Source organism: Aliiglaciecola sp. 2_MG-2023 (assembly GCF_030548145.1).
Taxonomy (GTDB): domain Bacteria; phylum Pseudomonadota; class Gammaproteobacteria; order Enterobacterales; family Alteromonadaceae; genus Aliiglaciecola; species Aliiglaciecola lipolytica_A.
In genome coordinates this window covers 105,913-123,289 of record NZ_JAUORY010000007.1, presented here as the reverse complement: position 1 = coordinate 123,289, position 17,377 = coordinate 105,913, and the positions used below count along the sequence as shown (strand labels likewise).

The 17,377-nt window shown below is 39.4% G+C and carries 17 protein-coding genes; 12 read left to right on the top strand and 5 right to left on the bottom strand.

The window, feature by feature from the left end:
* Positions 1–32 precede the first annotated feature (32 nt).
* From fadD to Q4567_RS09365, 6 genes are read left to right on the top strand one after another with little or no spacing between them, the layout of a single operon-like run.
* Positions 33–1,685: a long-chain-fatty-acid--CoA ligase FadD gene (fadD, locus tag Q4567_RS09390; protein ID WP_303500193.1), complete on the top strand. Its 1,653-nt coding sequence runs from the start codon at positions 33–35 to the stop codon at positions 1,683–1,685.
* 48 nt (positions 1,686–1,733) lie between these two features.
* The gene (gene rnd, locus Q4567_RS09385; RefSeq protein WP_342807494.1) at positions 1,734–2,921 is read left to right on the top strand and encodes a ribonuclease D; all 1,188 of its coding nucleotides are present in this window, start codon (positions 1,734–1,736) and stop codon (positions 2,919–2,921) included.
* The gene (locus Q4567_RS09380; RefSeq protein ID WP_303500192.1) at positions 2,921–3,223 is read left to right on the top strand and encodes a YcgL domain-containing protein; all 303 of its coding nucleotides are present in this window, start codon (positions 2,921–2,923) and stop codon (positions 3,221–3,223) included. The genes rnd and Q4567_RS09380 overlap by 1 nt, the downstream gene beginning before the upstream one ends.
* On the top strand, positions 3,220–4,209 hold the full coding sequence (locus tag Q4567_RS09375; RefSeq protein WP_303500190.1) for a lytic transglycosylase domain-containing protein: 990 nt from the start codon (positions 3,220–3,222) through the stop codon (positions 4,207–4,209). The genes Q4567_RS09380 and Q4567_RS09375 overlap by 4 nt, the downstream gene beginning before the upstream one ends.
* Complete coding sequence (locus Q4567_RS09370) at positions 4,210–4,884, top strand: fumarylacetoacetate hydrolase family protein (RefSeq protein WP_216050320.1); 675 nt, start codon at positions 4,210–4,212, stop codon at positions 4,882–4,884. It abuts the gene before it with no gap.
* A complete protein-coding gene (locus tag Q4567_RS09365; RefSeq protein WP_216050321.1) occupies positions 4,881–5,372 on the top strand; it encodes a YcgN family cysteine cluster protein in 492 nt (163 codons plus the stop codon). Before Q4567_RS09370 ends, Q4567_RS09365 begins: the two co-directional genes overlap by 4 nt.
* A gap of 32 nt (positions 5,373–5,404) precedes the next feature.
* On the opposite strand, the gene dsbB is transcribed toward Q4567_RS09365, so the two are convergent.
* Together dsbB and nhaB are read right to left on the bottom strand one after the other, a co-directional pair.
* A complete protein-coding gene (gene dsbB, locus Q4567_RS09360; RefSeq protein WP_216050322.1) occupies positions 5,405–5,929 on the bottom strand; it encodes a disulfide bond formation protein DsbB in 525 nt (174 codons plus the stop codon).
* Between the two features lie 22 nt (positions 5,930–5,951).
* Positions 5,952–7,538: a sodium/proton antiporter NhaB gene (nhaB, locus tag Q4567_RS09355; protein WP_303500189.1), complete on the bottom strand. Its 1,587-nt coding sequence runs from the start codon at positions 7,536–7,538 to the stop codon at positions 5,952–5,954.
* Positions 7,539–7,802: 264 nt separating this feature from the next.
* On the opposite strand from nhaB, the gene fadR reads away from it, so the two are divergent.
* From fadR to Q4567_RS09340, 3 genes are all read left to right on the top strand, one after another.
* Positions 7,803–8,513, top strand: coding sequence for a fatty acid metabolism transcriptional regulator FadR (gene fadR / locus Q4567_RS09350; RefSeq protein WP_216050324.1), 711 nt, complete (start codon positions 7,803–7,805; stop codon positions 8,511–8,513).
* 234 nt (positions 8,514–8,747) lie between these two features.
* A complete protein-coding gene (locus tag Q4567_RS09345; protein WP_216050325.1) occupies positions 8,748–9,101 on the top strand; it encodes a phasin family protein in 354 nt (117 codons plus the stop codon).
* A gap of 95 nt (positions 9,102–9,196) precedes the next feature.
* A complete protein-coding gene (locus tag Q4567_RS09340; RefSeq protein ID WP_303500187.1) occupies positions 9,197–9,775 on the top strand; it encodes a hypothetical protein in 579 nt (192 codons plus the stop codon).
* 411 nt (positions 9,776–10,186) lie between these two features.
* On the opposite strand, the gene Q4567_RS09335 is transcribed toward Q4567_RS09340, so the two are convergent.
* Positions 10,187–11,674 (bottom strand): DUF3336 domain-containing protein, encoded by a 1,488-nt coding sequence (locus Q4567_RS09335; RefSeq protein ID WP_216050327.1) that lies wholly within the window; start codon positions 11,672–11,674, stop codon positions 10,187–10,189.
* A 451-nt stretch (positions 11,675–12,125) separates the two neighbouring features.
* On the opposite strand from Q4567_RS09335, the gene Q4567_RS09330 reads away from it, so the two are divergent.
* Positions 12,126–13,328: a DUF445 domain-containing protein gene (locus Q4567_RS09330; RefSeq protein ID WP_216050328.1), complete on the top strand. Its 1,203-nt coding sequence runs from the start codon at positions 12,126–12,128 to the stop codon at positions 13,326–13,328.
* A gap of 18 nt (positions 13,329–13,346) precedes the next feature.
* On the opposite strand, the gene Q4567_RS09325 is transcribed toward Q4567_RS09330, so the two are convergent.
* Positions 13,347–14,117: a ParA family protein gene (locus tag Q4567_RS09325; protein WP_216050329.1), complete on the bottom strand. Its 771-nt coding sequence runs from the start codon at positions 14,115–14,117 to the stop codon at positions 13,347–13,349.
* Positions 14,118–14,448: 331 nt separating this feature from the next.
* Here Q4567_RS09325 and Q4567_RS09320 point away from each other — a divergent pair, with 331 nt between their 5' ends.
* Together Q4567_RS09320 and Q4567_RS09315 are read left to right on the top strand one after the other, a co-directional pair.
* On the top strand, positions 14,449–15,099 hold the full coding sequence (locus Q4567_RS09320; RefSeq protein ID WP_216050330.1) for a TetR/AcrR family transcriptional regulator: 651 nt from the start codon (positions 14,449–14,451) through the stop codon (positions 15,097–15,099).
* A 28-nt stretch (positions 15,100–15,127) separates the two neighbouring features.
* Entirely contained in the window at positions 15,128–16,627 is a 1,500-nt protein-coding gene (locus Q4567_RS09315) for a wax ester/triacylglycerol synthase domain-containing protein (protein ID WP_303500185.1), read from the top strand.
* Here Q4567_RS09315 and Q4567_RS09310 read toward each other — a convergent pair.
* Positions 16,624–17,349, bottom strand: a complete 726-nt coding sequence (locus tag Q4567_RS09310; RefSeq protein WP_216050332.1) for a DUF1439 domain-containing protein — start codon at positions 17,347–17,349, stop codon at positions 16,624–16,626. The two genes, Q4567_RS09315 and Q4567_RS09310, sit on opposite strands and share 4 nt — an antisense overlap.
* Positions 17,350–17,377: the final 28 nt, after the last annotated feature.

Below are 17,377 nucleotides of genomic sequence, written 5' to 3'. Positions count from 1 at the left end.
TCGTATTGAGAAGCATAAGCCCTGGAGGCAAAGTGGACAAAATTTGGTTAAAACACTACGACCCTAAAATTCCTGCAGAAATCGACCCAGAGCGTTATTCTTCAATAGTAGATATATTTGAGCAATCAGTATCGACTTACGCTAACAACACTGCATTTATCAATATGGGACACAGCATAAGCTTTGCTGAGTTAGATAAGTTATCTGCTCAATTTGCTGCTTATTTACAAAACGAGGGTTTAAAGAAAGGTGATCCAGTCGCCATTATGATGCCTAACGTTATTCAATACCCTGTTGCATTATTTGGAATATTGCGTGCTGGATTAACGGTAGTAAATGTTAATCCACTTTATACCGCTCGTGAGCTAAAACATCAGTTAAACGACTCAAACACCAAAGCTATTGTTATTATTGAAAATTTTGCAAGTACTTTAGCTCAAGTGATTGAACAAACTAATGTGAAAAAAGTACTGCTGACCCAAGTAGCAGATATGTTCCCAGCCCCCAAACGCTGGATAATGAATTTTGCGGTAAAATACATTAAAAAAATGGTGCCGAGTTTTACTATCGCGAATACCGAAAACTTCACATCTGCAATTAAAAAAGGTGCTTCTCTTACCTACACCAGACCAGAAATAAGCAGTGACGACATCGCTTTTCTACAATACACCGGCGGCACTACAGGTGTATCTAAAGGGGCAATGCTTACTCACCGTAATATGGTGGCAAACTTAGAGCAAATTTCTTCAGTATTGGAAACCGTTATCGAGCCAGGTAAAGAGTTGGTGGTGACGGCTTTACCGCTTTACCATATTTTTGCTTTGCAGGCTAACTGTCTGACTTTTGTTAAATTTGGCTGTCCAAGTTTACTGATAACCAATCCACGAGATATGGTCGGTTTTGTAAAAGAAATGGCACAACATCACTGTACCGTAATAACAGGTGTGAATACTTTATTTAATGGTCTTCTTAATACACCAGAATTTAGTGAGCTGGACTTCTCGGGTTTAAAGTTTGCTTTAGGTGGTGGTATGGCAGTGCAACGTTCGGTGGCTGAGAAGTGGGAAAAAGTCACTGGAAAGGTACTTTTGGAAGGCTATGGTTTAACCGAATGTAGCCCTGTTGTTACCGTTAACCCACCACAGCTTGAAAGTTATAAAGGGTCAATTGGTATGCCCGTATCTTCTACGGATATCAAGTTATGTGACGATGATGGCAATGAAGTTCCTATGGGGGAGCCTGGGGAAATGTATGTTAAAGGTCCTCAGGTAATGAAAGGCTACTTGAACCGCCCCGAAGCGACAGATGAGGTTATCAAAGATGGCTGGTTATTAACGGGGGACATCGCCACCGTTGACGAACAAGGTTACTTCTATATTGTCGATCGCAAGAAAGATATGATTTTGGTATCTGGCTTCAATGTGTTTCCTAATGAGATTGAGGAAGTCGCAGCGATGCACGATCAAGTGGTCGAAGTGGCAGCTGTTGGTGTGCCTAGTGAATCATCTGGCGAAGCGGTTAAACTCTTTGTTGTTCGAAATTCAGATGAATTGACCGAGAAAATATTGATCGATCATTGTCGTAAAAATTTAACCGGCTACAAAGTACCAAAATTTGTTGAATTTAGAGACGAGCTTCCCAAGACAAATGTTGGTAAGATACTCCGCAAAGAGTTGCGCGATTAGCTTAAACGAAATCATCTACTGATTTTATTTAAATTGAAGAGCCGACTCATGTCGGTTTTTTTATTTTCTAGGTGTCCATCTTTTCATATGCAATATACCCTAATAACTACGTTCGAAGCATTACACTCCTTTTGTGTTCAAGCCAATAAAGCATCTGCAATAGCCGTTGATACGGAGTTTGTTAGAACGAGAACTTTGTACCCTAGATTGGGCTTAATCCAAATTTATGATGGCATTACTCTGGCCCTTGTGGATCCATTGGAGATTGAAGATTTATCGCCTCTGGTGGACCTTCTAGCTAACCCTGATGTGGTCAAAGTCTTGCATTCTTGCTCTGAAGATTTAGAAACGTTTTGGCATAGTTTGAATGTGATACCGACGCCTATTTTTGATAGTCAATTTGCTGCATGCTTGTTGAATATGGGAGCGACATTGGGCTATGCAAATCTGATTGAGCTGATGTTAGATATTAAACTTGATAAAGGTGAATCGCGAACCGATTGGATTGCTCGTCCGCTGAGCGAACAGCAATGCCAATATGCAGCGAATGACGTACTCTATTTGTTGCAAATTTACCCTCAGTTGAGCGAACAAATCGCTGCTTTAGGCCGCACGGAATGGATTTACCAAGAAATGCAGCAATTGGCATTGAAAAAATCCATTAATCTCCCTGCAGAACTTGCCTATCTTAATATTAAGAACAGTTGGAAACTATCGGGCATATCTCTGTATTTACTGAAAACCTTAGCGAAATGGCGAATTGAGCAAGCGCGTTTGCGTGACTTGGCATTAAACTTTGTTGTGCGTGAATCCAATTTAGTAGAAATTGCACGCACTCTGCCTAGCCATAAAGGGGCTATTTTTGCCATTGATGGCATGACTCCTCAAGAAGCTCGGATTCACTCAGATGCATTACTCAGTTTGGTTGAAGAAGCGAAGATTGCACCGGTTGAGATATACCCATCACCTGTAGAAAGGTTGATGACGCACAAAGGATTTAAAAAAGCCTCTGCTGAATTGAGAGCACTTTGCCAGCTAAAAGCGGATGAACTTGAGATACCCGTTGAAGTCCTGGGATCAAAAAAACAAATACAACAATTGTTAAAATATCATTGGCACAAACAAGATGAATTGCGAGAGATGGGGTTGAAACCTGATTTGATTCAGGGCTGGAGAGGGGATCTTTTGGGAGACCAAGTGCTTAAAATAGTCGCCAAATATGGAGAGCTGAACTAATGCTTGTATATGTATATAAAAGTAATAAAAAGCAACAAACGTATCTCTATGTCTTAAAAAAAGACAATTTTGATGATGTGCCCGAACAGCTTATGGCAACTTTCGGTAAACCCACATTTGTGATGATTTTAGCCCTGCAAAAGCGTCAAAAATTGGCTCAAGTGGATATACATAAATTAACCAACGAACTAAATTTAAATGGATTTTACTTGCAACTTCCTCCACCTAATGAAGATTTGTTAAAAGCCCATAAGCAAACACAAGATAAAAATAAAGAAAATAAAGGACAGACATCGAAATGAAAAGACTAATGAATGGGAGCTGCATTTTAGTTTCAATTCTGCTGTTGAGTTTCCCGCTACACGCTCAGAAAAACGAAAAAGATTACGCAGGTTATGTCGAACAGCTTAAAAGTGAAGCGATATCGGAAGGTTTCGATGCACAATTTGTAAATCAGGCGTTTGCCGACATAACGCTCTATAAAAGAGCCATTAAGGCAGATAAGAATCAACCAGAATCTAAAATCACCTTAGATAAATATTTACGCACCCGAGTCCCTGATTGGAAAGTGCAACAAGCCATCGATTTGTACCGTAAACACCAACAAATATTAAACAAAATAGGCAAAGAATATGGTGTGCAACCGCGCTTCATAGTGGCCCTTTGGGGAAATGAAAGTAATTTTGGAAAGATTATGGGGAATTACTCTGTTATCTCCGCATTGTCTACATTGGCTTATGAAGGTCGTCGTGAATCCTTCTTTAAAAAACAATTGTTCGCAGCTTTGACTATCCTGCAGCAAGGTCACATTCAAAAACAACAGTTTGTGGGATCTTGGGCTGGTGCAATGGGGCAAAGCCAATTCATCCCTTCATCCTTCCTAACTTATGCGGTTGATTATGATAAAGATGGTAAAAAAGATATTTGGGGTAACCCCGCGGACGTATTTGCATCAATTGCCAATTACTTAAGCAAAGAAGGTTGGGATGACAGTATTACTTGGGGCAGACAAGTTCGCATTCCTAAAGGTTTTGATTTGGCCCTTGCAGGTTTAACTAAGTCTAAAATGCAATCTTTAAGCGCATGGCAGGCATTGGGGGTTAGGCGTTATGACGGCTCTGATTTGCCAAAGGTCGACTTGCAAGCTTCGTTGATCATGCCAGATGATGAAAATGGCCGAATCTATTTAGTTTACTCGAATTTCCATACATTAATGCGTTGGAATCGCTCGACATACTTTGGAAGCGCTGTGAGTTATCTTGCCGATCGAATTAAAAAGGGTTCTTAGATGGAGTATTTTCACAAAGATATTAATGGCCAGCCCATCCAACTGCCGGTTGGGAAGGTGGTGTGCGTGGGACGTAATTACGTTGATCACGTCAAAGAGCTTAACAATGAAGTTCCTGATACCCCTTTGTTATTTATGAAACCTTCCACAAGTTTATGTGATGTAAATGCAGGGGTGACCTTACCAGCCGATACGCTGGGAAGTTGTCACAATGAATTAGAGATAGCGATTCTGATTAAATCGCCACTCAAAAATGCATCACAGAGCGATTGTCAATCCGCTATCTGGGGAGTGGGACTAGCACTAGACTTAACCTTGCGAGATTTGCAGAGCAAATTAAAATCAAAAGGTTTACCTTGGGAGCGAGCTAAATCCTTTGATGGTGCCTGTCCAGTATCAGGGTTCACTGAAATACACAATGTAGCTGATCTTCAAGCTTTAAGTTTCAGTTTAGAGGTTAATCAACAACTGAAACAGCAAGGCGACACATCTTTAATGATGTGGGGCGTTTATTCGTTGTTGTCACAAATAAGTGAGGTATTCACTCTGTTACCAGGTGATATTGTGCTGACAGGCACACCAAAAGGTGTAGGCCCTCTATTTGCGAATGATGAATTGTGTTTACGTTTGGATAAACATTTTAGCGTTAATAGCAAAGTGCAGGGTGAAAAATGAGTTTAGAAGCAAATTTTTGGCAAACTAAATCGTTGAAGCAAATGAACCGTCAGGAGTGGGAGGCCATTTGTGATGGTTGCGCTAAATGTTGCTTACACAAAATCATCGATGAAGATGCTTCGCAAACAGATGGGCAACAAGCTGCCACCGAAGAGCTGCATTTTACCAATGTCGTTTGCAGTTTTTTGAATACCAAAACTTGCGCGTGCACCCAATATGCCGACCGTGATGAGCTGGTACCTGAATGTGTCACTCTATCCCAAGATAACCTTCATCAACTTGCCTATATGCCGCCAAGTTGCAGTTATCGCAGACTCAACGAGGGAAAGGGGCTTCCGAGTTGGCATCCATTATTGCATAAGAATAAAAAGTCAGAGATGCACAAGGCTGGCATGTCTGTGCGTGGTAAAACTGTTTTTGATCGGGACGTTGATGAAAGTAAGTTTGAAGACCACATCGTTATTTGGCCATTAAACGAAATCGATTAACTAGCTAGTTAATCGATTTCAAGTTGTTTCGGCTAAAAACTTCTACGGGTAAATAGTCGGCTAAATAATACAATAGAAAAAACCGCTGTATAAATTGCAAATACAACAATCATCCATTCAGGCATACTCATATTCATAAATTCCCAATCAATATTGCCACAATCACCAGTAGCGGCAAACATATTAGGTAGCCAATTGTGCAGCGGCAAGAAAGCTGGGAAATTGGGAACAATTTCACAGGAAACAAAAAATGGATTTGATTCGTTCTGTATCCCCACATGTTCAATGGCGATAAACATTCCCCAAATCGCAGAGACCCCCCAAGTCACAAAACCTATGAATCGTGTTATGAGATTATTTCTTAGGGTAGGTAGTAGCCCAGCGAACAGCAGGCCAAACACTGCTGTTCGTTGATATATGCACATAATGCACGGCTTTAAATCTAACCCATATTGAAAAAATAGAGCTGCCACAATTAAGCCTAAAGCAGATAGCAACAACGTCAACCAAGCCCATCGTGTTGAAGCCATGTCGCCAAAGAATACAAATACATTCATGTTTATTAAATTAACCTAATTATTAGTGGGTGCTAGCTGCGCCAACTTCTGCATCTGGAACATGGTGATTTATCCAGTGCAAATCATATAAAACGTCTGTTAATTCCTGCAATCCAAAATAAGTCGCAGCCAATCCTACTAAGGTTAAGACAATCGTAAATGGGAATGCCATATAAACCATAGTACCGTAAGATAATCGCAATAACGGCGCGATGGCAGAGGTTAATAAGAATAAAAATGCAGCTTGTCCATTGGGGGTCGCAACACTGGGTAAATTCGTACCTGTGTTAATCGCAACGGCTAATAGATCAAATTGGTCACGGGTAATTTGGCCATTTTTTAATGCAGTGGTGACTTCGGTTATATATACCGAGCCAACAAACACATTGTCACTCACCATAGACAACAACCCATTGGCTAAGTAAAACATCACCATTTGTGTTTTACCCTCAAAGGTCAGAACATAGTTAATGACCGGCGTAAACAGACCTTGATCTATGATTACCGCCACAACGCCAAAAAAGACACACAGCAGCGCAGTAAAAGGAAGCGCTTCTTCAAACGCCTTACCAATTGAATGCTCTTCAATCACACCACACATGGTCGTCGCTAAAACGATGACCGAAAGACCAATTAATCCCACTTCTGCTAAATGCAGTGCAAGACCAATGATCAACCAAATACCAATTAATGCCTGAGTAAAAAGTCGAGCAGTATCTAACTTGGTGCGTTGTTTGTCCATTTGCGTGTTGTAATCACTTAATATGCCTCGCACAACAGGGGGCAACTTAGCGCCATATCCAAACCATCCAAACTTTTCCACTACATAAGCGGTAATCAGTCCCGAGAAGAACACCGGAATTGTCACAGGAGACATGCGCACAAAAAACTCACCAAAGCCCCAAGATGCTTTTTCTGCAATGATTAAATTCTGCGGTTCACCAACCATAGTCATCACTCCACCTAAGGCAGTACCTATAGCTGCATGCATCATTAGGTTGCGAAGAAAGGCGCGAAAATTCTCTAAATCATCGCGGCTTGGTTGGCCTATTTCGTCGTCACTTGAATGATCGTGATCATTGTTGAAATCTTTTCCTGAGGCGACTTTATGGTAAATGCTGTAGAAGCCTAACCCCACAGCAATAATGACCGCGATAACTGTTAAGGCGTCTAAGAACGCCGACAAAAACGCCGATGCGATAATAAAAGCTAACGATAACGCTCGTTTATTTTCTATTTTAATCAAGAGCTTAGTAAACAAATACAACAGCAAGTCTTTCATAAAATAAATACCCGCAACCATAAATACCAGTAATAACACCACACTAATATTAACGGTTATCTCATGGTACATGTGGGAAGGCGATGTCATTCCAATGAAGAGGGCTTCGATCAGCAGTAACCCCCCTGGTTGTAATGGGTAGCATTTTAATGCCATTGCCAAGGTGAATATAAACTCCAGAACTAAAACCCAGCCAGCTATATAGGTACTAACAAAGTAAAATAGAATTGGGTTTAAGATTAAAAATCCAACAATAACTTGTTTGTACCAATCAGGAGCATGGCCTAAAAAGTTTTTGTAAATGGCTTGAGTCATAGAAACTTGCATATGGGAATCCTTTTACTCATCGACTTTAAGTGCGATTGCATTTATTTATGTCTTCATTTTTAAAAGGTCAGGGCAATAAATGCAAGGTAAATCTGTTGTTAATCAGTGAATTGATTCTATTTGAACAGATATTGTGCAGCTTTGCGACTGATAAAGTCTATTAAATATTTAACATGCTGTTAAACTTTCATTGTTCCATATAAAATTCATCTGGTACAATCAGTTATCAACATGACATTAAAACGATAATAAGAGAGCCGTTGCATGATTTACAAGGCACAAAGTCCAGCTGGATTTGCAGAAGAATATATTGTTGAGTCAATATGGAGTGGACGATTTCCGCCTGGGACGATCTTACCAGCAGAAAGAGAGTTGTCAGAACTTATTGGTGTGACTCGCACAACGTTACGTGAAGTATTGCAAAGACTAGCTCGAGATGGCTGGCTGACAATTCAACATGGTAAACCGACTAAAGTAAATAATTTTTGGGAAACCTCAGGTCTAAACATCCTTGAAACATTGGCTCGATTAGACCAAGACGGGATTTCTGAGTTAGTCGATCACTTATTAGCCGCGAGAACAAATTTAAGCGCTGTGTTTATTCGTGGTGCAATTAAAAATGATGCACAGCGAGTTAAGGAAATCCTCAAAGGCTTCCCAGACATTCCTGAAGATGGTGCCGCATTTGCTTTGTATGACTATCGCATTAATCACGACATGGCGTTTGCCTCTGGTAATAAAGTATATGTGTTAATGATGAATGGTTTTAGAGGTCTATACTCGCGAATTGGAGGCTACTATTTTTCTTGTCCCAAATCCCGAGAGTTATCTCGCAACTATTATCAAAAGTTGATGGAGTTGGCCGATACTGGTGATTTTGCAGGCGTTGCTTCTGTTGTTCGTGAGTATGGTATCGAGTCTGGCAAAATTTGGCATGAAATTCGTGCTGAAATGCCCAATGACTTAGTCGATTAAATCAATTTTTTTGTAACCTCTGTTATTAGACATTCAAATCACCGCGTTATCTAGTTGGCAAAAGTTTGCATAAAATGTAAACCTTTATGACTTCACTTGGTAATTTAAAAACACCATAAATCAATGCTTTGCATTAAAGTCCTAAATTAATTTTTATTATTTTAGGACTTTAGTATGCGCTTTCTAATTTAGATCGTTAATCTTGTTCACAGTCAACAAATCGAGGAAATAATCATGACTAAATTAGACGCAATCAAAAGTAAAGTTTCAGACGCTGAAGATTTTGCACGTAAAATCTGGTTAGCTGGTTTAGGTGCTTACGGTAAGAGTTTCGATGAAGCTCAAGGTCAATATGAGAAGTTGACATCTGAAGCAGGTAAAGTATTTGAAGAGTTAGTTGAAAAAGGTGAAGTTTTAGAAACTGAAGCTAAAGCTAAAATCAAAGCTAAAACTAATGTTGAAGAACGTGTAACTGAAGTTCGTAAAAAACTAGGTTTAGATTCTTCAAGTTCAGAAGACAAAGTAGAAGAACTTTCTGCAAAAATTGATGCATTAACTGACGCTGTTGCAAAATTAGCTGCTAAGTAATGTTATCAAGTTCAGGATTGTCTGTAGGCCTTAATTAAGGTCTACAGTACCTGAACACTTTATATATGTACTTGGATAATTAAGTCGGGGGAGTTATGAAAGCGATAAAATCTGTTGAAGAAACTGGGCGTAAATCCTGGTTAGCTAGTGTTGGCGCATATGGGGAAAGTTTAAATAAATCCACAGATGCACTGGACAAACTCTATACAGACGGCAATGCTTTAGTACAGGACCTGATTATACGCGGTGAATCGGTAGAAGCGGAAATCAAAGCTAAACTAGAACACAGCCCAATATTTAAGGGGAAGTCGATGTTAAAAAGCAAAATTGATATGTTCAAGGCGAAATTGGGCATGCAAAGTCATAGTCGCGAAATTCAACTAGAAATACTCTCTAACAAAGTTGATAACCTAATTGATGTTGTCGCAAAACTTGCTCAGAAAAAAGCAGCTGAACAAAGTGCTGCAAAATCAACGGCAACACCTGCTGCTAAAGCGAGCACTAAGACAACTGCCGCTAAAACTGCTACTACACGTAAACCTGCCGTTAAAAAGACTGCTAGTGCTAAACCTGCCTCAGATGCAGCTAAAACGCCAGCAAAGACAACGTCAACGACGACAAGAACTCGTAAACCAGCAGCTAAAAAGCCGGCTGCAGATGCAGATAAAGAATAGTAGAATAACTACTCGGTCTTGATGACCATCAATCTATAACGCCAGATTATAACAAACTTGCGACAAGTTGAGATGAGTTGGCGTTGTGGTGATTTGCACTGGGTCTTACACACTGCTCAGTTGAATTTGATGTCTTTGTATAGGACATACGCGTTGTATAAGCGGCATTGTCTTTACCACCAAAGCTGACTAGTGGCTTTTTAAAGAAGTGCTGACGACATGTTGTACTTAAGCGCATTTTCTCGCTTTCTTGTTACTCATTCCACATACAAATGCATTTGCGATTAAACACCTATGCTGTTTGCAACAGAATTTACTTGGCACAAATGAGAGTTCAAATGTGCCAAATTTTTACATTCTTTCAGCCATAATCCGCGAACAACTGTTTTGTTCTTCCTTCTACCACTGTGTTTACGCCGATTTAGAGTTGTTGACTAAGCTCAATCCATTGTGTTGAGTCAATACTCGTTCTTCTCTGGCTTTAAGCAACTTCAAGTATTTCCCGAATGTTTTGCTAATTTGGGTATCACGTTTGATCCGATCTATTTGTGGCCAGGTTGCTCTTTCTGCACTTGAAATTAGTTTTTCAATACTGCGTAACGACGGATTGGCTAAGATATGTTTTAAACTTGCGAATCCTCGTTTAGGTAAAATATTGATATCACCTACATACTGCTGATCTATGATTGAACGCAACTTGTGTATTCCCAGTTTTGCGCCTTTATGAGAAGTCATACCTTCTAAAACATCAAATGCGTAAATACTATTCAATTTGGTAATGTTAGCTAAGTGGCGCCAAGTTAAGGCTCCTATTCCTCGACTATCTTTTTTGTCCCGAGATAAAAAAGGTACGGCTAAGGGATTAGTTTGACTAACAATACTATGGTTTACCCCATATAAGCGGGCGAGTTGTTTAAATGGCATGTCAGCCATCAATGAGCCATCTGCAAAACGTCGGTTAGGTATGTATGGAACAATCTTGCCATCTGCTTGTTTCGCTTTTAATTGCACTGGACTAAATACCAATGGAATGGCACATGATGCTCTAACCGCTTGGGTAATAATTGCGTTAGGTGACGTTTTAGCATTGAGCAAACGTGAATACTGGTGCAAATCAGATGGCGACACGGTAACAGTCACATGTCGTCCAGTTTTCTTGAAAGCTTCTTCAAATGTCATCAAATCAAAGAGTTCAATGAATGCATTTTCTAAGTTGGTGCTATCCATTAAACTATTTTGACCAAAACCTTGCCAAATTCTCCAATTACTAAAATTTTCGTAGATATTTTGTGGCTCTAAGGCGACTTTGAGTTCTTCGTTGGTACGGGTGGCAATAAGACTTGCGATGATAGATCCGGCGCTAGCGCCTGAAATTACATCTGGCAGCAAGTCATGCTCAGTAAGTGATTTAACGACACCACCATGAAAAAATCCAAGCCCAGCACCGCCGCTTAACATCAAGCAACTTTTGCCAAAGGCATGGGCTGTTTCATCAAAAAATGACAATTTTTCGTAAAAGTCGATTTCAGACTCGTTTGCATGGTATATAAAATCTAATGACTCACATACTTGATCGATAAATTCTTGAATTAAATACTTGGTACCTATTTTACTGTGGTTTTTCATCGCAGGATTAGCAATATTGCCTAAATTGCCATGAATACCTTCGTGTAAAATGGACATCAAGCCTAATGCATCACCACGAGAACGCGCCAACTTAATTCGTTGAACCCGTTTACGAATTAGACGATAGTCATATTCCTTACAGGTATCCTTTGCCTTCCATTCTTCCGCGCCAGACAATTCATCATGTTCTTGGCAAGCTTCCTTATATTCTTCATAACTATCTGCATGATTAATTGCAGCTTCTAAATCAGTAAGCGAATTACGGTACGCCATTTGGACCACCTAGTTTAATTAAATACAACTTTTAAACATAAGGGTCTGTAAATTCGTTCAATTCAAACCCTAATTTTCGAATCTTTAACACCACGCTATTGTTGCTAAACGTTAACATTAGTATTACTAAACGCTAACACTATGGTTAACCAATTAATAGTATCCTTTAGTGTGAGATTATTAATAACTTAAGTTTTTAGAAAGTGCTACCCAATTTAGTAGAATTGGGCGTTTCAACTATTTTACAAAGAGATTTTGTTTGAGAATGTATAATTTGCTGTCAATGGCACAAATTTGATTGACCATTGTAATCGCAAAGTTTAGCCTGATGGAGTAGGGTAGTAAGCCCGTTACTTAGCTGTGACTATTAATTTGCTTTTTTGTAGAGTGAGTTCACGGATTAAATTGTTATTTATTCCTTTTTAATAAATTAAAGGCATCCACGCCACTTATGCAATGGATTTTAGAAAATTACTTGCTGTTGTTGATTCCTATTACCAGCGGGATTGTTGGTTGGGCAACTAACTTTCTAGCAGTCAAAATGATGTTTTATCCAATAGAATTTATTGGTATCCGTCCGTTTTTCGGCTGGCAGGGACTCATTCCTATGAAACGCCAGGAAATGGCTGAAATTGAAGTGGAACTGGTTTTAGGCAAGTTGCTCAGTGTGCAGGAACTTGCAGGAAGAATTGAGGCTGACAAAATGACAGCCTCTATACAACGCCGACTTAAACAAGTTTTGCGCAAAGTGATTAATCAAGTGATGCAGGAGTCTGCTCCTCAAATATGGGCATCCATGCCTGTACAAGCCAAAAATTTGGTTTACAAGCGCGTTGAAGCTGACATTCCTAATATGGTCACTAAAATGATCGATGATTTCCAACATAATGTGGAAGAAATTCTCGATATCAAAGAGTTAGTGGTGAGTCATTTAGTCAATGAACCTGAACTAATCAACGAAATATTTCTTAAATCTGGTGAAAAAGAATTTCCATTTATTGAACGTTCAGGGCTCTATTTCGGTTTCTTATTCGGGTTACCCACTATGGCCTTCTGGTATTGGTTTCAGAGTTGGTGGATATTACCTTTGGGCGGCTTGATTGTGGGTTATGCAACCAATTGGATCGCAATTAAGATAATATTCGAGCCTAAACAACCAATTCGGTTATTTGGAATCACATTCCAAGGAATGTTTTTAAAACGTCAAAAAGAAGTCTCAGAAGTTTACTCTGAAATTATTGAAAAAAAGCTTATTAATTCGAAAAATATTACAGAAATTGTGCTCCATGGTTCGGGATCAGAGCAGTTACTCGAACTGATAGAATTACATGTAAACGATGCTATTGAACGATATGTTGCTATTGCCCAACCTTATTTTGCGTTGGGTGTTGGCTCTAAGCAGTATTACCGAATGAAAGCGTTAGCTGTGCAGTTGATTTTTGACAGTTCTGATAAATATTTACAGTACGCCTATGAATATGCCAATGATGCACTGAGAGTTGGCGATGATCTATGCGCTAGAATGCAATTGTTAACCCCAGAAGAGTTCGAAGGTGTATTGCGTCCTGCTTACCAAGCAGACGAATGGAAATTAATTGTGGTTGGTGCTGTGCTGGGTATGATTGCCGGATTTATGCAACTTTACTTAATTTAATACAGATTCCGATTCTACTTATTTGGTCTTTTCGATTAATTCAAATATACCTACCAGAGATAGGGTTAGCTTGTGTTTTGGGGCCATTTCTATAAGTGGGGACTTAGCCTGATGAGATTCGCGCATTTTAACTGATTGGGAAACGTACTCAGCTAAGACTGGATAATTTTCTTCGATTAATTCATTGATGATTTGTTTTGGCAGATTGGCGTTACTCATAAACTGGTTGGCAATAATACCTTCGATTTCTAAATCAGGGTTATGATCTTCTCTTATTTCGGCGATTTTTTGCTGCAAACTGTACAAGCCTTGTCTGGCAAAATCATCACAATCTATAGGTATCAAGCAGCGGGAAGCGGCAATGAGAGCTGATAGACTATAGAAGTTAAGCGCGGGCGCGGTATCAATGTAGATGCGATCATACTCAGTGCTAAGCGTTTCTAGTGCTTCTTTTAACTTATAGATTTTATGCCTACTGTCTAATTCACTTTCTAATTCCGACAAACGTGCTGAACCGGCAATAATGTCCAAGTTTGTTACTTTTGTTGGCTGACAAAATTCCTTCGCTGGTTTGCGGTGCAAATGAAATGTAATGGTTTGTTCAAATAGATTGGCAATAGTGCAATCATCGTCTTTTTTAATGGCGTCTAGATAGGCTGTACTGTTACATTGGGTATCCAAATCTACCAATAAGGTTTTAAAACCGTGGTGAGCTGAAATGGCCGCTAGATTGACGGTTAAACTGGATTTGCCTACTCCACCTTTTTTATTAAATAGTACTCTTATCAATGGGATTGCCTCTGGATTTGGATTGGCGAAACAGGAACCATTTTCGCTCTACTATATTATTGAACTGCGCAATTACCAGTCTTGATATTTGCTATGCTGTGGATAAATAATAATATTAATGACCAGAAAGTAAACATAATTTACCGAAAGCATGATACAAATAAATAAAGCGTTATTTCATTCGTAGCACTTGTATGTTCACAACGGGTTATGAAATGATGGGTATTATTAATTTTGTCATATTTTTATACGCTACCGCATATCCTAGCGTAATTTAATTATCGTATTGGCAAGAAAGAGTAAATCGTTCGACTAACTTTGGTTGATCACTATGAAAACGGCAGAGAAAATACTAGTCACTTCGTTGGATTTATTTAACCAACACGGGGAGAGTAATGTCAGTAGTGTTGATATTGCGGTTGAATTAGATATTAGCCCCGGTAATTTATATTATCATTTCAAAGGCAAGGAAATGATAGTGGCCGCGTTATTTGATTTATATAAAAATCAAATAGATACAGCATTTAATTCTGCTACCAACAAAGATTTAAGTATTGAAGAGTTTTTTTATTTTCTATACGTAATTTTAGAAAAAGGTCATCATTTTCAATTTCTGTTTCATAATCAAGCTAATCTTGCTGAAAATTATCCGACGGTTGCCAAGAAGTTCAAACTGCTTATCCTCTCGCAAGAAAGGAGTATAGAAAAATTAATTAAGTCGTTTATTCAAAATAGCAGTTTAAAAGCCACTTTTCACCAAGGAATTCAAATTGTCGAGCTGGTTGGTCTAGTCTTTACTCAATCAGCGAACTATTATGCATTAAAAGGTCAAAATATCAGCGATGAGACGCATTTGTATAAGGGACTAGCGACCATTCTATTTGCTGTATTGCCCTATATAAACCTGCCACCTGGGGAATTGCATCATTTACAAGAAGCAATTGCTACCCAAACTTTGGTCAGTGGGTTAGGCGTTTCCTAAGAATCCGTACGTTTAAGGAATATTGAGATTGAGTAAAAAACTTTCATTTCTCGACAAAACATTTTGGATTACTGAGTCTGAAGATAATCCAAAACATGTCGCAAGTTTACAGCTTTTGGAAATGCCAGAAGATGCCTCCCCACAATACGTTGAAAACCTGTGTAATGAGGTGAAGCAATTCGATAAAGGCGTTAGTCCCTTCAATGGCACGGTTAAAACGTTTATGGGTTTTCCTATCGGCCTCAATGAAATTGACAAGTTAGATATGGATTATCACGTCAAGTACCATGTGGTTGACGACGTTAATGACAAAGAAGCGCTGCATAAATTTGTTGCCAAATTGCATGAAGAATGGCTGGAGCGTGATAAACCTCTTTGGCAGTATCACTTTATTACTGACAATAAGAATAAAGAATATGCGATTTATGCCAAAGTCCATCATCTGTATGGTGATGGGGCAACGTTAATTCGTTGGTTCCAAGCTGGCTATCTGGCGGAAAAGAACACGGAAACATTTATTCCGGTTTGGGCGGCACAAAGACGAAGCCGCAAACGCCGTAAGCTAGGTATTTTCACCTTAGTATTTGGTGGCGCATTTGAACTGTTTATGGTGGTGTTTGACTTACTCTATATCGTTTTGCGTCTATTGATGAAGCTAACCCGCATCAACTCAACCTACATGCCTTTGCCTTTTTCTGGCACTAAAACCATATTAACTGGCCAAGTTAAGAAAGGTCGAGTGGTGTCCACGGTAGACTTAAACTTTGCTCGAGTTAGAGGTTTGAGTAAGCGTGCCAGAGCATCTGCCAATGAAATTTTACTCTGCTGTTTTGATATTGGGGTTCATCGATTTTTAATGGATAGAGGACACACTTTCAAAAAAGCGCTCTATACTAATATGCCAATCAACCTGCGAAAACCTGGTGATCAGGCCGCGGGGAACAAAATAGCTATCGTGCCTGTGCGCTTGGCTCACGGTAAAAATGATCCTTATTTACGCTTGCGCCAAATCATCGAGAATCATCGTATTGTAAAACGCGCGGCAAAGCGCTCCAGACCCTTAGCATTCAGTTATTACACTGTGCTAATACAGTCTTACTCATTGATATTTGAAATGTTGCGGCTGTCTGACTTTGTGCGTCCTATCGCCAATATTCTAATTTCCAATGTGCCTGGCCCAACAGATGTGCGCTATTTAAAAGACAGCAAATTATTGGCCTGTTATCCCATTTCAACGATGACCCCTGGTGGAGGCGTAAATATCACTTTAATTACCTATGCAGGAACTGCAAATGTGGGGATTGTTTGCTGTGATAAAAACGTAAAATCTTTGGAGACTTTATCTGTTTATTTCACCGAAGCTTTTGAGATGTTGGAAAGGTGTATTGATGATCCGTCTTTGAACATTGACGATATTGGTGAACGTGTGCGTCAAACCGACTTGTCGATTGTGGATGATGAGGTCTATGATGAAGAAGCCGATCACGACCACTTGGAGTCAGAAAATACAGCTAAAAAGTCTGCTTAGAATTTAAACCTGACACAACGTTGCTCTACACAAACTGATTGGCCATGTTGGATGAACAAAGCTTCTTGCCAATCGTTTTCGTCCAGTTTATAGACAAATTCTGGGTTGTGTTTTGTTTCATCTAGTAACTTAATAATCTGCGGTTTGTGGTAATCCAATACCCGTTGTTTGCTTCCTGATAAATATAATCGCAAGTAATCAGAGGCAATATCTGAACTTCCCGCAGTCATTAAGCCTAAAGCCGATTTGAAGGTACCAGATATTAAATTTTGTACGCTTCTAGGCATTACTAGATCGAGAAGTTGCTTCGAATCATTAAGTAACGCATATTCGTCATTAATCAACCTAATTGAATCCAATTCTAGTGAGTCGATAGTCACAGTCTTATTTTCAGCATCATATTTGGGTGTCATATCCAATACAATTAGCAAATGCGCGCGATAAAGTGGATTGCTAACCGCATCAATATCTAAGCTTGAATAAAGCTGTACCTTTACGGTATTACTATTGCGTGGAATGTCTATTTCTGTCTCAAGAATGGTAAATGTGCCTTTACCCACAGGGACGTCGACGTCTAGGTGTTGCGGAAAATGTGGCCTTGCCAAATCATTTAACTCTTCGACGGTATAATCTACATGGCTTATTTTGCCTAGCTTGATCATCCATTTAGCAATGAACTTATTGAGTTTTAGTGAAAACCGTTTTCTAAGTGTTTCTGCCACGTAGTTGTTAACTTATTCATCATTATCC